This window comes from Janthinobacterium sp. BHSEK (genome assembly GCF_056174685.1).
On record NZ_JBWBYV010000128.1, the window covers coordinates 1 to 14,341 of the forward strand.

General features: G+C 62.3%; 11 protein-coding genes. 1 reads left to right on the forward strand and 10 read right to left on the reverse strand.

Annotated elements, in window-relative coordinates:
* Positions 1-41: 41 nt before the first annotated feature.
* The 10 genes from AC0V2Y_RS27210 to AC0V2Y_RS27255 form a co-directional block, all read right to left on the reverse strand.
* On the reverse strand, positions 42-2,879 hold the full coding sequence (locus AC0V2Y_RS27210) for a fimbria/pilus outer membrane usher protein (RefSeq protein WP_475418411.1): 2,838 nt from the start codon (positions 2,877-2,879) through the stop codon (positions 42-44).
* Between the two features lie 124 nt (positions 2,880-3,003).
* Positions 3,004-3,768 (reverse strand): fimbrial biogenesis chaperone, encoded by a 765-nt coding sequence (locus tag AC0V2Y_RS27215; protein ID WP_475417649.1) that lies wholly within the window; start codon positions 3,766-3,768, stop codon positions 3,004-3,006.
* 73 nt (positions 3,769-3,841) lie between these two features.
* A complete protein-coding gene (locus tag AC0V2Y_RS27220; protein WP_230521854.1) occupies positions 3,842-4,396 on the reverse strand; it encodes a fimbrial protein in 555 nt (184 codons plus the stop codon).
* A gap of 350 nt (positions 4,397-4,746) precedes the next feature.
* Positions 4,747-5,979 (reverse strand): MFS transporter, encoded by a 1,233-nt coding sequence (locus AC0V2Y_RS27225; RefSeq protein WP_475417648.1) that lies wholly within the window; start codon positions 5,977-5,979, stop codon positions 4,747-4,749.
* 32 nt (positions 5,980-6,011) lie between these two features.
* Entirely contained in the window at positions 6,012-8,384 is a 2,373-nt protein-coding gene (locus tag AC0V2Y_RS27230) for an ATP-binding protein (RefSeq protein ID WP_475417647.1), read from the reverse strand.
* Entirely contained in the window at positions 8,381-9,049 is a 669-nt protein-coding gene (locus AC0V2Y_RS27235) for a response regulator transcription factor (RefSeq protein ID WP_077403532.1), read from the reverse strand. Before AC0V2Y_RS27235 ends, AC0V2Y_RS27230 begins: the two co-directional genes overlap by 4 nt.
* Before the next feature lie 191 nt (positions 9,050-9,240).
* Positions 9,241-10,542, reverse strand: coding sequence for an EAL domain-containing protein (locus AC0V2Y_RS27240; protein ID WP_475417646.1), 1,302 nt, complete (start codon positions 10,540-10,542; stop codon positions 9,241-9,243).
* 98 nt (positions 10,543-10,640) lie between these two features.
* Positions 10,641-10,934 (reverse strand): hypothetical protein, encoded by a 294-nt coding sequence (locus AC0V2Y_RS27245; protein WP_475417645.1) that lies wholly within the window; start codon positions 10,932-10,934, stop codon positions 10,641-10,643.
* Between the two features lie 235 nt (positions 10,935-11,169).
* On the reverse strand, positions 11,170-12,297 hold the full coding sequence (locus tag AC0V2Y_RS27250; RefSeq protein WP_475417644.1) for a YbfB/YjiJ family MFS transporter: 1,128 nt from the start codon (positions 12,295-12,297) through the stop codon (positions 11,170-11,172).
* Entirely contained in the window at positions 12,294-13,169 is an 876-nt protein-coding gene (locus AC0V2Y_RS27255; protein ID WP_475417651.1) for a LysR substrate-binding domain-containing protein, read from the reverse strand. Before AC0V2Y_RS27255 ends, AC0V2Y_RS27250 begins: the two co-directional genes overlap by 4 nt.
* A gap of 87 nt (positions 13,170-13,256) precedes the next feature.
* On the opposite strand from AC0V2Y_RS27255, the gene AC0V2Y_RS27260 reads away from it, so the two are divergent.
* Positions 13,257-14,324: an NAD(P)H-dependent flavin oxidoreductase gene (locus AC0V2Y_RS27260; protein WP_475417643.1), complete on the forward strand. Its 1,068-nt coding sequence runs from the start codon at positions 13,257-13,259 to the stop codon at positions 14,322-14,324.
* Positions 14,325-14,341: the final 17 nt, after the last annotated feature.

The window sequence follows — 14,341 nt, forward strand, 5'->3', positions numbered from 1 at the left end:
CAGCAGCAGCCCGGCCATCAGGCCAGCCATCGTACGAATTTTCATGGTTTTTTCCTTTGCGTGATTTTCACGCCAGTGTCTTCCTTCTGGATGCCGACAGCGGCCAGTTGCAAGCCCTGGCGTGGCGCGCGCGCCACCAGCGATGCCGCCGGCACCTGAAGATCGAGGCGCTGGACGGCAGCCTCATGAGTCCAGCTGGCGCCGGGAATCGACGCCAGCACCTGTTGGCACGGCAGCAGCAACTGCTCTTTGGACAGCTGCACGCCATACGCCTGCAAATCCACCGTACTCATGCACGGCGAGGGACGGCTTTCTCCAGCCACCGGCATGAAGGCCACATCGCGCTGTTCCATGCGCTGGCCATTGACGAAAATATCGACCGTATGCGTGCCGCCTAGCACTTCGGCGCTGCGTTCACCGGCGGGCGCCGCCTTGGCATTGATGAGTTCAGGCACGCACACGGCATCGGCCTGCTGCAGCTTGCCGCCCTCGCCATGCAGCAGCGAAGCAGCGATGGGCATGCTGCAACGCTCATGCGCCTTGCCGCCCCAGGAAATCGACAGTTGCCGATTGTTTTCCTGCAGGCGCGCATACAACTGGCCATCCTGCCCCACCATGCCCACGACCTGCCCTTGCTCATCCTTGACGGTGGCGCCAAACGGCAGAGCGTCGCCGCCGGCCAGACGCACCTGAAACAGGATCGCGCGGCCCGTGCTGCTGCCATACTTCAAAAACACGACAGCGCCATCGCGCGGTGCCACCTGCTGGCTTGTTTCGCTCAGCTCGACATCCATCGACGTGCCCTGCGGATCAATCGCCACTTCATTCAATTCATACGGACGCAAATAGGGCAGGACCGCATTGCCACTGGCGTCGAGCCTGAGGCCAGGATAGCCGGCCACCTTGGCGCCGGCGGCACCAGGTGCATGCACGACGGCCATGGTTTCGCCACGCAGTGGCGTCAGGGTCACACCACCAGGATGGGCCACCACGCTGCCGCTCATGCTGACCGAGGCACTGCTATAGCCGGTGCCGCGCCCCGCGGCGGCGCCAACCATCGCCTGCGCCCCGGTATACTGGCCGTTGAGGGAGCTGCTGGTGCTGCTGCCATTGCGGCTCACTGATGCGCCATAGCCAAATTGCCGTTCTTCTCCCGCGCTGCCGCTCAGCGTTGCCAGCTGGCTGTAGCGACCATCCGTGTCGCGCGATACCTGCGCCGACATTTGCGGAGCAGACAGGCTGTCATTGCCACCCAGCGGCATGCTCAAGGTCAGTTGTATCCTGCTTTCCATGCCGCCATAAGATAATTTGCTGCGATTGGCATTGATGCCGTAGCTCACGCGCCCCACCTGCTTGTTGTAACTGAGCTGGTATTGCAAGTCCTGGCCAGGCCGGTTCCAGTAATTCTGTGCATAACCACTGATGCTGACCTGCCCCCACGCACCCAGGCGCTGGTCGGCGGTCAAGGACACGCGGTTGCGGGGCCTATACTGCATATTGGAATCGTAACCCCTGCGTTCGGCGTCGATTATTTGCGTAGCATTGGCAAAATCCAGATAGCCGCTGGTGGAAAAGCGGTAAGCAGCCATCGAAAAATTACTGCCAGTGCTCAAGACATTCTTGCTGTATGACAAGCGCAGACTTTGGCCCTTGGCCGTGTCTGCGGCAAGTTTCGTCTGCGCGTGACTCAGATCGATGGATACGGCACCTATCGGTAATGCAAAGGCCACGCCGCCGAGCAAGGACAAATAGTCCTCACTGGCCTGCAAGCCACCGTAACCCGTCAGGCTATTGTTCAAACCATACTGCAAAGTCCCCTGCAGGACGCGCGCCTGCTTACTCAAGAAATTATTGCGCGTTACGCCAGCCGCCGTGCTGAAACGCAGCGAACCCGGACGCAGCAACTGGCTGACGGCCGCATACGGCACGACAAAGCGCTGTTCGCTACCGTCCGCTTCGGACACCGTCACGTTCAAGTCGCCACCGTAACCCGTGGCATACATGTCATCGATGACAAAGGCGCCTGGCGCCACCGTCGTTTCAAGCAAGAGATTGCCCGCCTGACGTATGCTCACGCGAGCGTTAGTGCGGGCAATGCCGCGCACCACGGGCGCATAGCCGCGCAAGGAATTGGGTAACATGCGGTCATCGCTGGCCAATTGCACACCCCGGAAGGATAAGGTATCGAAAATCTCCCCGCTGGTATTCGCATCACCCAGGGTCAGCTGGCTTTTCAGCGCCGTAATGTCGCGCCGCGCATAGGTATCGAGCACCTGATAACGACTGCCTCCCTGCTGCTGCTGCCAGCTGAGTGCGCCATTATGGCGAAAACGCCAGCTTCCCATATTGAAGCCGCCATTGAGGCCCAGATAGGCGGAGTCGAATGAAGAACCGCCACTCCTATTGTGATAGCTGTTAAAGTTGTAACCCAACATGCCCGAAGTGACACCGCTATCCCATAGCTCCGGGCTGACATAACCACGCGCATTGCGCCGCAGCGACGCCTGAGGAATGCTGATATTGACCTGCTGCATCTCCGGCAAAAACACGGCCGTGGCATTCGCTATCAGTTTACCCAATTCTACACACTGCCCCTCCTCCAGCAAGGTCATGGATTCCGGCGACAGCATTGACATATTCACGCCCAGCAATTCAAGCATCTTGCGCGATACGCACACGACGGGATTGCTGCCGTCATCGTTGGCATTGATGCGGATATCCTGACGCGTATTCAGCTGGCCGTTGAGGGCGATATCGGCGCGGTAAGTGCCCGGCAAGACAGGATTGCCTTTCTGATAAATGGCGAGATCCAGGCTGCGCGAGCCTTCCGGCAGGAACGCGCTATTGAAATCGACCTCGTCCGCATGCGCAGCTGGCATGACCATGGCACATGAACTGAACGCCACCGCCTTGAGCATGCTGCCAACGAGCGCATTGACGCCCAGACTAGGCTTTGCTTGAGGATAATAGCGGACATGGCGATGAGTACTCATGATTCAAACCTTAAGGAGCGGGCCGGGCGGCCGGCGCAGAAAGGCTACGCCGTGTCGGCACTGGTACACCGTAATCATTGATGGCGTTAAATTCCACCTGCGCGCCGGCGGCCGGAAAGGCATGCAGGGAGGGCAGTGCAAATTGTTTGGTCTCGCCTGGCGCCACCATGCCGCCATCACTCTCACTGCGCTGGGCGCCGGCCACCAGCGACAGCGACGCCATCGATACGTGAAAGGCGGACGGGTTATATGCTTCCAGGGCAAAGCCCTTGCCACTGCTGGCATGAACGGCACGCCATTGCACTTGTTCGATCGCGTCGACAGGATTGCCAGCGAGCCCTTCGGGGCGATAAAAAATCTTGACGCGCGAGCGGAACGCCATCTGCAGGCTGTTCACATCTGCCTCTTGAGACTTGGGTGGGATCTCCAGCATATTCAGCCAGAACACCGATTCTTTCGTTGCAGGCAAAGCCGGACCGACAAACATCAGGCGCAGACTCTGCCCCTTTCCCGGATCGATGCGGGCCAGCGGCGGGGTCAGCACGAAAGGTACTTTGGACGTGGCGGGCGTCGATGCGACATCGCCAGCATCGATCCATGTCTGGACCAGCGCCGGCACTGCGCCATCGTTATTGACCTTGATGGTGATTTCTTTTTGCTTCGCCGGATAAATCTGCCGCGTGCCCGTGATCACGACGCTGGCCATTGAGGAAGAACAAAACAGCAAGGCCAGGCTGAGCAATAACGATCTTTGCAATGAATGATAGGGGGACATGGAAGACCTCAGGATGGTTGCTGGAAGCGCGCCCTCGCCAAAGCGGCGAGAACGTGCTTCCCTGGCGAGCAAATTACTCGTAAGTGATGGAATAGGTAACGGCACCCTTAACCAGACCGGCGCTGGCAACGCCGGTGGAGATGTATTGCACGGCATACGGCAAAATCGTATTGCCGGCAGCGTTCTTCGTGACCTTGGAGGTATTCGCAGTTTGCGAGAAATCACCAGCCTTGATCACATTACCGTTAGTGGCATCGACCAGTTGCAGTTCCACAAACTTGGCGCCCTTAGGGCTGAGGTCGCTATTTTTCACATTGGCGGTCAGTGGGTTAACACCGCTACCCGATTCGAAAAATGCGGCAGCCTTGGTGGTGGTACCGGTACACGCACTCAGCGTAATATTAAAACCTGTCTGGCCTGCAACGTCTGTAGCCTTTTTCAGCTGGGCAGCCGACACTTTTGGCAATGTCACGGTCGCAGGCGCAGGGCCAACCACACCGTTGACAGTAACGGTACAAGTCGAATCGAGCAGTTCACCTTCGAAATTGATCGTGCCATCGGAAGCGAAAGCGGATTGGGTTGCAGCGGCGGCCAGCAGAACGGCGAAGATACGGGCTTGGGATTTCATTGAGACTACTCCTGAAAGATAAAGGTAAATGCGCGCCAGTTAATGTAGGAACGCGGCTGTTGATGCAGATTCGTACTTTACAGAGCCGCGACAGTTGTCGATATGAGAATGGTCTTAAAAATCCGCGTCGTCGGATGTGACGTGCTTTTATACGAATCTGCGACAGCACACACGCAAGACGCAAGCAAGCTGTAGTTGCGGCAGGGTTAGACCGAATGGGGAGGTAATGCGAGGATAAAAGCCAGGAGGATGGCGCTGCAAGACAGGCGAACGCCCGGTATTACCGGGCGTACAGGTGGGTGCAAGAGCGCCTGCAAGGCGGTGCTTCGATGCGGGTGGCTGCTGGCCAATCAGCCCGGAAGCACAGCCTTGTCGGCCGGCGTCAGTATTCTCTGCGCCAGCCAGACGAGAACGGTCGCCAGCACCAGGGGGAAGACAAGTTGCACCAAAACCAACGCCGTCCACCCAAGCATCTCTCTCAGGTAGGCAAAAAGGACACCCGTGACAGGAATGCCCAGGTTGAACGCGCAGTAGAATAAACCCGCAGCCCGCATGTTCTGCATGGGCGCCACCGATTGAATCAGGGCCGCCAGCATATTGACATAGAACACCGCAGTCAGGCCCAGTCCCATCAGAAACACCTGGAAAGTGAGGACACTCAAGGGCATACGCCATCCCAAAAATATCAGGCCGCCGACAGCCGCCGTGACGGGCAGCGTCAGCAACAGCGTTTTCATGGCGCCATAACGGTCCCCCAGCCACCCGGCCAGCGGCGACAGCAAGGTTGAAATCCCGGCAATGCCCATCGCCATCTGCGCCGTCTTGATGGGCAATTCCAGTATCTCGCGCAGGTAGGTGCTGTAAAGGTAGTCAAAGTTGGCAGTACTTAATGGCATGCAGAAGGCGGTCAAAAACAGCAGCAGCGGGCCGCGTGACCAGACCGACCCCACCGGACTTTTGGCTTCAGGACGGATGAACCGCCGCTCGCCGGCGGCGCTGATTTGCTGAAAAAAATGCCAGATCAGGATATACAGAAGAATCAGGATGAGCATGCCGGCCATGGCCGGTAACAGGGGCAGTTTCCCCTGTTCATTGAAGGCATGCTGAATGGCACTGAGTTTGGCGGCGACGATGCTACTGGCCACGGCAAGGCAATTCATGAGCCCCACCACCAGCGCGCAATGGCGCGGAAAATATGTGACCCCGATACTGATCCAGGCACAGATATTCATCGTACATCCGATGCCGCCCAGCAAGCTCCAGCAGCACAGCTCAAATGGCGAACGGGAAAACAGGCCCATGAACGCCGCCAGCGCCAGCAGCAGGAATCCGGACAGCAAGGTTTTCTTGCGCGACAGGGTTGCCGGCAGAAGTGCCAGCACCAGCCCCGTCAACCCCATGCTGATGTAAAGGATCGCGGCGGCTATCGGCAAATTGCCGAGCGTTGCAGGCAAGCCGAATGGCAAGGGCCGGGATGCCGACGGCAATGTCGTCGGATCCATGCCGGACAGCACCAGGAACAGCAAGGTGGTCGGCAACATCAACGCCAGCATCCCCATTGCCTCTTTCTTATTCTTGTTCATCCTACGCAACATGATGCTCCTTTCGATTGAAATCAATGCTGGTCACGGGTACGCCAGGCTGCCACGACTTCCTGCAGGGGCTGACTGCAACACGCATCGGTCGACTCCGCCACGCTGCGCAACAGGCTTTCCAGCTTCCCCGCCGGCTGCGCCATCTCTGCCCATTGCATGGCCAGGGCCGCGCCATGCAGGCGGTGCGCGGCGCGCAAGGCGGTATCATGTTCATGCATGGCCATGGCCTGCAGCAACTCATCCATATCGTTGGCGAACGCGGCGCGCACTTGCGGCATATCAAATACCGCCAGGGACTCCATCGGCGGCGCTTGCAGCACCAGCGTCACGTCGCACCACAGTTCGACGATATCCTGCAGTTTCGCCAAACGGATCGGCTTGCTCAATATGCCATCCATGCCAGCCTCGAAGCAGCGTTCGGCATGATCCGTTCCCGTCGAGGCGGAAATCGCGATCACCGGGCAGCGCGCCTGTTCCAGGTCCGCTTCACGCCTGCGCCACTCAACCGTCAGGCTGTAGCCGTCGATGTCAGGCAAGTCGCAATCCATCAGTACCAGGTCATATTCGCGCAGGCTGAAGCAAGCCAATGCGCTGGCGCCATTCTCGGCAATATCCGCATCGCAGCCGAGGCTGGCAAGCTGGGCCCGCAACACGGCCTGGTTGGCCGGCACATCCTCGACCACCAGAATGGAGAGGCGCTGCGCCGCCATGCCGCCCGCCGGACCGGGCCGGGCAACAGCTACATCCACCGCCGGAGGCGACCCGGTCGCCAACGCCACAGGCAAGGAAATCACCATGCGCGTGCCCCTGCCCATCTCGCTGTCGATGGTGATCGTGCCCTGCATCAGATTCACCAGTTCGCGGCAAATGACCAGGCCCAAGCCGGTACCGCCCGAGCGCTTGTAGGTGCCCTCCACCTGCACATACGGCCGGAACAGTGTTGCCTGCATGGCGGTGCCGATGCCGATGCCCGTATCGGCAACGGCAATTTCCAGCCGCGCCTGCTCCGTTCCCTCATCCAGCATGGCGATCTGTATCTCGACGCCGCCTGTCGCCGTAAATTTGATGGCGTTCGACACCAGATTGTGCAGCACCTGCAGCAGCCTGGCCTCGTCCAGCATCAGCCGCGGCACGGTCTGGTGCGCCGTCACATCGAGCGTAATGCCCTTCTCGCGCGCCCGCAGCTGCTGCAGGGCCGCCACATCGCTGGCCAAAGCTGCGACATCTACCGGATCAAGGCTGAGCGTGAGCTGTCCCGCCTCCAGCTTGGAGACGTCGAGCACGTCGTCAAGCAAACGCAGCAGGATGTTCCCGCCGTTGCTGGCCAGGTCGACAAAGTGACGCTGCTCCGCATTCATGGGCGTGGAGCGCAGCAACTCCACCGCGGCCAGCACGGCATTCATGGGCGAGCGGATTTCATGGCTCATCACGGCCAGGAACATGGCCGCCCGGCGCTCGTTGCGCAAGGCCCGCCGGTGCGCGCTGTAGGCCTGATACGCCAGGCCCGCCAGGATCAGCAGCAAAGCGGCCGCCAGGCCCACATGCTCGCCAAAGTGGTCCACCGCGAACAGCATGTTCGAGTGATTACCGGCCTCTCCCCCCAGCCAATCCTGGCGTACCAGCCTGATTTGGGCCGGGGTCATCGCGGCCAGCGACTTGTTTACGATCGACACCAGCATGGGGTCGCTGTCGCGCAGCGCCATGCGTACGTCGGACGTCATCGCCACGGGCAGTTCCGTAAAATGCAGGTCAGCGCCTTCCTCGCGCATCAAATCCGGTAACAGCTGCGCCTTGCTGCCGATGGCGACATCGGCGCCGCCCTTCGACAGCAGCGCCAGCGCCTGCCGCATGGTGGGGCTGACGACGATGCGCATGCCGTCGTAGCGCTGGCGCAGAAAGGGACCGAACAGGCCAGCTTCCGCGGCCGGCAGCACCACTGTCTTGCCATCGAATGCGATGCCATCGGCAACGGTGCCAACCTGTCCACGCGTGACGGCGATAGCCTTGGTCGAGAGGTAAGGCAAGCTGTAGCTGACACCGGGCACCTTGGGCGGTGTGCCGATACTGCGCACCGTGGGAAGACAATCGACCCTACTTTCTCGCAACAGGACAAAGCCGCTGTCCGTGTCGGCCAAGGTCACTATGTCAAAGGTCAGGCCGCTATGCCGCTCAATGACTTTCATGTAATCCGGGCCGATGCCAACCCCGATCGCCCCGCGCTGGATGGTTTCGAATGGTGGACGGTTCTGCATCATGCCCAGCTTCAGCACAGGATGCGCGCGCACCCAGGCTTGTTCCGCGGCGCTGAGCGGATAGGTCCCCTCCTGTCCCTGCGCCGCCATGCAGCAGGCGGCCAGCAGGAACGCGGCGACGCCAGCTCGCCAGCGCCTCATGCGTCCCCTATGCTATGCCGGATCTTGAACAGTTCATTATTCGACGTCACGCCCAGCTTGCGGAAGGCGGTGGTCTTTTGCGAGCTGATGGTCTTGATGCTGCGCTTGAATTTTTCCGCGATTTCCGTCACCGTCATGCCCGCCAGATAGCAGCGGATCACCTCGCGCTCGCGCGCCGACAATGCCGCGCCCAGCAGCAGCGCGTCCGCGCCGTCATCGCCTTCCCGCGCATCGAAGGTGGTGCTGGCTTCCGCCACCCGGTAGGACATCTCGGCACTCAGATACACGGCGCCGGACACCACCTTGCGCAATGCCTTGACCAGCTCCGCCATGTCCTCGCCCTTGCCGACGAAACCGCGGGCGCCGACGCGCAAGGCCAGCGCCACCGTGGCCGGCTCATGGTGCGTGGACAATACGAGTATCGGGCAATCGGGGAATTTGGCGCGCAGTGCGCGGATCAGCGACACGCCATCGAGTTCGTCCGGACCCAGCGCATAGTCGAGCAACAGGACGTCTGCCGGGGCCCGGATCAGCCCGGCCATCAGTTGGCGGCTGGTACTGTAAGCACCCACGACGTCAATATCGGGTTCAGCCGTAAGGCGGGCGACGAGGCCATGCCGCACCACCGCGTGATCATCGAGCAAGGCAATACGTAAGTGTTTCATAGGCAGGGGCTAGGAGCAGGCACTGCATGGGAAGGATTTCCTTTGATGAGATTACTCCTATTTGCGCCATTAGCGCCATCCAAGATGTTATTTATCAACATAAGTGCCCTTGTGCAACAAAAATGCTCCGATTCGCCATACAACAGATAAATGATCAAGAGAATTATCTTTATATTAACTTTACAGCCATTTCACTCCTTGTTGCTGACGCTGTTAAAAAAATCGCGCAGTTCCATGGGACGCGCCAATGCATAGCCTTGCCCCGTAGGGCAGCCAAGGCAGGCCAGTGCCTCGATACATGACGCCTCTTCGATCCCTTCCGCCACTACCTTCAGATTCATCAGCCGCGCCAGGCTCACCGTCGCGGCAATCACGGCCTGGGCGGAAGCGCTGGTTTTCATGTCGCGCACAAACGCCCCATCGATCTTGACCTCATCGAAAGACATTTTTGCCAGGAGATTCAGGGTCGATGTGCCTTGTCCAAAATCATCGAGCGAAACGGGGAAGCCTTTTGCCCGCAGTGTATTGAGCGATGCAGACAGGAGCAGTTCATCGGCGACCGGCAGATCGCCGGTCAGTTCAATTTTCAGCAAGTGCGGCGACAGGCCCGCCCGCTGCATTTTCTCGGCCAGCCGCTGCGCCAGACCGGGCGTGCACACGGTTTCGGCCGAGGCATTCAAGGCGATGGGCAGCGCCACCTGGCGGCTCTTGAGCACAAGCAATACATCGATAACGCGCGTTTCGATATAGCTGAACAGCAGCAGATGCAGGCCAAGGCGGTCGACCATCGGAATCAGCACGGACGGCGGCACTTCGCCTACGCCGGGAAGGCGCCACCGCAGCAGCGCCTCGGCACCGATGATGCGCCGCGTGCGCAAATCAAATTGCGGCTGCAGCATCATGCGCAGGTTCTTTCCTGTCGTCAACGCCTCGATCACATCGACCTCGGTGGGAGCATCGGCGGGGGCGGAGCACGATGCATGCCGGTTGTTCGACGGCGCCAGCAGCAAATCGCGCAAGGCCTCGGTGAATGCGGCCTTGCCGCCACCATACACCATGCCGACATTGATGCCGGCCCGGTGCGCCAGGCGTGCATGCGCCAGCAAGGCCGTCACCGGCAGGCCGCCGACGCGGCGGACTGCCGGGGGCTCCGCCAGGGCCGGCCATGGCGCAGGCAGCAGATTGACGGGCGGTGGCTGCCCCACCCATAAAATACGCGGGAAACGCGGCATCGGGGTCGCCGCATCGAGCGTCTTCAGCAAACTGGGGAGCATCAGTCCACCATGCGCGACATCCGCGACGATCACGTCGATATCCCCTTCGCGCAGGAGCGCGGGCACCATGCTCAAGGCCCGGACATTTTTTACATTGGCAATATCGATGGTATTCAGCATCGAGCCCAGCCAGCGTGCGCCCTCCTCCGAATCAGGCGTCAAGGTCAGCACGCGCAGGGAATGAAATTCGCTACGCATGAGGGAACTGATGGTTTTCACGGCATTTTTCCTAGGGTTAGGTCATATGGAGAGACAAGGCTTGGGTCTGCTACCAGAGGAGCCGCCGCGCGCCAGTAGGATGGCGGGCGGCAAGCCTCCTATTTTCTTTCGCCCTCGTCGAACATGCCGAAATTGGCGCGATGATCGCCCATGCATGCCCGCAGTTCAAGAATACTCAGCCCGCTCACTTCGTGCATGCGTATGAGTATGGCGGCGCTGACGGGCAATGCCCCATGCCGGATTTTGGAAAGGATGGGAGCCGACACCCGCAGCTCGCGCCCCAGGGCCGCATCATTCTTCAATCCCAGGAAATCGATGAGCACGTCGAGCAGGTCGGCGCTGCGAAAGCTGTTCGCCCCACTCCGGGGGAGGCGATTGCGCAAGCCCGTCATGCGTGCCGAATGCTGCTGCGGATGCTGTTGTATTTGCTTTGTCATTACCGCTACTTTCAAATAAGGGAGATCAGGGACCGGGCTTGCCACGCGCATATTGGCTGGCGGGGTCCGGTGACTTATTGAAGTCTAGCAACGGAGTTTCTTGAACGAAATCAGAACAGTCCTAAAATGATTCGAGAATGTCAGGCCGGGGGCGCTGCTGAGATGCGTCAGCGAGCGGATTGAAAAGGATTTACAGGCGCAAGCTCGCGGCAATGGCCAGCAGCAGCGCGCCGGCGGCCGCCAGCAGCGAACTGTTGAAACTGTGCGACTGCGCATACAGGCTGCCCGCCAGCACCGGGCCGATGATCTGGCCCACGCCATACACCAGCGTCATGATGGCCGTCATGTTGGTCCCCGCCTTGACGGCGGCCCGCTGCGCGGCCGGCATGGCGATCGTGACCGTGCCGACGAACGTGCCGCCGACGAGGATGGCGCTGAGCAGGTAGCCGGCGGCCGAGGGCGCCAGCACGGGCAAGGCCACGCCCAGCGCCTGAAACAGCAAATTGAGCCGCAGCGCCTGGCGCGTGCCCAGGCGCCCGTGCAGCCGGTGCCACAGGAAGCACGAAGGCGCCGCACCGAGGCCGAACACGGCCCACACGTGGGCCGAATTGAGCCCGGGCAAGGCCGCGCCCACCAGCACGGGCAAATACGTGGCCGTAACGATGTAGCCGAGCCCTGCCAATCCGTAGATCAGCACCAGCGGCCACGGCGCCACGGGTGCCAGCGCCGGCGCGGCGGCTGGCGGCGCATCCGGGGTCGCCAGGCCGCCGGCGGCAATCGCGGGCGCGGCCGCCAGCCCCGCCAGCACGGTGACGCCGGCCAGCAGCAGCCACATGCCGGCGCTGTGCCAGCCCAGGTGCGAGGCCAGCACCAGCAATTCGGCCGACACGGCGATGCCGGCGCCCACGCCCGCGTACAGCAGCGGCGCGCCGCGCGCCTGCCCGCGCTGCACCAGCAGCCACAGCGAGGCGGCCACCATGGCCAGGGCGCTGAAGACGCCCGCCGCGCCCCGCACCGTCACGATGAGCCAGACGGGCATCGGCAAGGCCAGCACGCCCAGGCACAGCGCCGTGCCGGCCACGGACCACAGGCACAGCCGGTGCGCGCCAGGCGCCCGCGCGCGCATGGCCAGGATGGCGCCCAGCAAGTAGCCGGCATAGTTGGCCGAGGCGGCCAGGCTGCCGTCGCGCAAGCTCAGGACGCCTTCCTTGACCATGTGCGGGTAGATGGCCGTGAAGGCGAAGCGGCCGAAGCCCATGCCGATGGCGAGGATGGCCGCTGCGGCGATGGCCGCGCCCAGCCTGGCCGGCGCGCTCACGGCGCCGCCTCGCCGAGCCGCGCCAGCAAGTGCTGAAACGCGGGCACGTCGAATCCGACTCTCCACACGAGCACCGTGTCGGCTTGCCCAACTGACAGTGTTTTCAGAGTGGCCGGCGCATCCGCCAACGCCAGCACGCTGGCCGGCAGCACGGTCACGCAGGCGCCGGCCGCCACGCAAGCGATCATGGTGTGATACGAACTCAGCTCCTGCACCCGCCACTGCGTGCTGCCGGCCACGCCCAGCACTTCTTCGGCGATGCCGCGGTAGGTGCAGCCTTGCGGGAACGCCGCCAGCGAGCGCGTGCGCACGTCCGCGGGGCGCCGCGCCTGCCCTTCGCTGGCCGGCAGCAGCAGACACAGTTCCTCGCGCCACACGGCCGTCGATGCCAGGCCCAGCTCCGCCAAGGCGGCGGCGCCGCCGAACGCTGGCGGCAAGGCGACAAAAGCGCAGTCGAGCAGACCCGTGCGCACCTGCTCGATCAGGGGGCGCGACGGCCCCGTGCTCAGCGCCAGGCGCGTGTCCGGATGGCGCGCGTGATACGCGGCCAGCAAGGCCGGCAAGCGGCTGGCCGCCGTGCTTTCCATGCTGCCGACGCGCAAGGTGCCGCCCTCGCGCCCGCCCGTGACGACGTGGCGGGCTTCGTCCGCCAGCGCCAGCAAACGCTGCGCATACTCGAGAAAGCGTTCGCCCGCCGCCGTCAGGGCCATGCGTTTATTGGTACGCACGAACAGTTCCGCGCCGATATCGGCTTCCAGCTGCTGGATGCGCGTGGTGACGCTGGACGGCGCGCGGCCCAGCCGGGCCGCGGCCTGGGTGACGCTCAGTTCACTCGCCACGGCACAGAAAATCGTCAGGGATTCCATGTCCATCATGTTCTCGCTTTAAGAATTATCATGCTATTATATTCTCAAAATAAGAATTGAATGCGACATCCTCAACTTGATGAAGGAAACATCATGACTTCAATCCAGCGCTTCCTCGACCGTCTCGGCTTGCAGCACCCCATCATCCAGGCGCCGATGGCGGGCGTCTCCACGCCGCGCATGGCGGCCGCCGTCTCAGGTGCGGGCGGCCTCGGTTCGCTGGCCATCGGCGCCGGCAGCGTGGCGCAGGCGCGCCAGATGATCGAGGAAACCCGCGCGCTGACGGACCGCCCCTTCAACGTGAATGTGTTCTGCCATGCGCCGGCGGTGCGCGATGCGCGGCGCGAAGCGGCCTGGCTGGCCCATCTGGCGCCCCTGTTCGCGGAGCTGGGCGCGGCCGTGCCTACGGAACTCGACGAGATCTACCAAACGTTTCTCGGCAACGAGGCAGCGTTCGCCCTGTTGCTGGAACAGCGTCCCGCCGTCGTCAGCTTCCATTTCGGCTTGCCGGCGCGGCAGCAGATCGCCGCCCTGCGCCAGGCCGGCGTCTACACGATGGCGACAGCTACCAATCTGCGCGAGGCGGCGCTGATCGAACAGGCCGGTGTCGATGCCATCGTGGCGCAAGGCGTGGAAGCGGGCGGCCACCGGGGCGTGTTCGACCCGCAAGCGCCCGACGAGCGCCACAGCACCAGCGTGCTGCTGCGCCTGCTGGCGGGCCGCACTGCTCTCCCCCTGATCGCGGCCGGCGGCATCATGGATGGACAAGGCATCCGCGCCGCGCTGGACCTGGGCGCCGCGGCAGCCCAGCTGGGCACCGCGTTCGTGCTGTGCCCGGAATCGTCGGCCAACGCGGGCTACCGCGCCAACCTGCAAAGCGCACGGGCGGCAAGCACGCGCCTGACCAGCGTCCTCTCGGGCCGCCTGGCGCGCGGCATGGTGAACCGGCTGATCGACCATGGCGAAGCGCCGGGCAGCCCGCCGCCGGCCGATTATCCCGTCGCCTACGATGCCGCCAAGCAATTGAATGCGCTGGCCAGCCGGCACGGCAACAGCGACTTCGCCGCGCAATGGGCTGGCCAAGGGGCGCCGCTGGCGCGGGAAATGGGGGCAGCGCAACTGATGGCCATGCTGGCGCGGGAGATGACAGCCACACCGTAAGCCGCACACCAGCTGCG